Below are 1,469 nucleotides of genomic sequence, written 5' to 3' on the forward strand. Positions count from 1 at the left end.
CGGAAGGGGTGCGCTCGGTCTGCGGCTGCGCGGCCGGGGCCTTGCCGCCGCCCTTGCCGCCGTGTTGGCCCGTCATGGCGTAGGTGATGCCGCCCCCGGCGAGTACGAGGGCCACCGCCGCCGCGATGACGATGCGGCCGCGGCCCCCTCCTCGCGGGTCCGGGGCCCGGCCCGCGGCCGCCGGGCGGCGGGGGGCCGGGTGGGTGGCGTGGGGCGGCTGCGGGGAGGGCTGCGGGTACGGGACCTGCGCGGGACGGGGGCCGGACGCAGGTGCCGGCACGCCCGCGGGCACCGCCGCACCGGTCGCCGGCCCGGGCGCTGCCATCGGCGGAGCGGTTCCGGGCGGGGGCGCCATGGGCGGGGCGGACGCGGGCGGGGGTGCCGGCAGGGCGGGGGCCCCGTGCGCGCCGCGGCCCTCGGCCACGGCGTGCAGCATCTCGCGCGCCCGGCCGGCGGTGGGCCGGCGCTGCGGATCCTTCTCCGTGAGCGCCTGCAGGACGGGGGTGAGGGCGCCGGCCCGCCGCGGCTGCGGCAGCGGCTCGGTGACGATCGCCGACAGGGTGGACCAGGCGGACGTACGGCGGAACGGTGACGTGCCCTCCACCGCCGAGTAGAGCGTCATGCCGAGCGACCAGATGTCCGACGCGGGGCCCGGTTCCCTGCCCTGGGCCCGCTCCGGCGGGAGGTAGTCGAGGGAGCCGATGATGTCGCCGCTGCGGGTCAGCTTGGCCATGTCCTCGTCACCCGACGATTCCAGGGTGGCGATGCCGAAGTCGGTGAGCACGACCCGGCCGTCGCGCTCCAGCAGTACGTTCGCCGGCTTGACGTCGCGGTGCAGGACCCCGGCGCGGTGTGCGGCGTCGAGCGCGTCCATCAGCTTGGCGCCGATCGCGGCCGCCTCGCGCGGCTCGATCGGGCCCCGCCGTTCCAGCACGTCGTCGAGCGAGGGCCCGTCGACGAGTTCCATCACGATGACGGGCAGGCCCTCCTCCTGCGTCACGTCGTGCACGGTGACCACACCGCCGTGCCGGATGCGGGCGGCGGCCTGCGCCTCGCGCTGCATCCGGGTCCGCAGATCGGCCAGTTCGGCCGCGGAGGCGTCGGTGTAGGCCCGCATGACCTTCACGGCGACTTCCCGGCCGAGCAGTTCGTCGACGGCGCGGGCGACCACGCCCATGCCGCCGCGTCCGATCACCGCGGTCACCCGGTACCGTCCGCCGAGCACCCTGCCGACCAGCTCGGCGCCGTTCGCGTCCCCCGCCGTCAACCCCACGCTCCGTCCGCAGCCGTTCGCCCGCCGGCGAATCGAGAAGCTCCCAGCGTAGGGCACGTCCCTTCGGACAAGTGCCCGTCTCGGACAGCGTGTTGCCACGGGAACGGACGGACGGATGGCCGGACGCACGGACGGCGGCCCCGGGCGGTGGACACCCCGCGGGCGGGGTGGGCCCCCCCCGGCCCCGGCGCCCCCC

Annotated in this window: 1 protein-coding gene; it reads right to left on the reverse strand. The window is 77.4% G+C overall.

What is annotated here, in order from left to right:
- On the reverse strand, positions 1–1,267 hold a 1,267-nt coding region (locus ACFXA3_RS02675; RefSeq protein WP_385180888.1), incomplete at its 3' end, for a serine/threonine-protein kinase.
- Positions 1,268–1,469 lie beyond the last annotated feature (202 nt).

The sequence above is a fragment of the Streptomyces sp. NPDC059456 genome (assembly GCF_042750055.1).
In the GTDB taxonomy this organism is placed as follows: domain Bacteria; phylum Actinomycetota; class Actinomycetes; order Streptomycetales; family Streptomycetaceae; genus Streptomyces.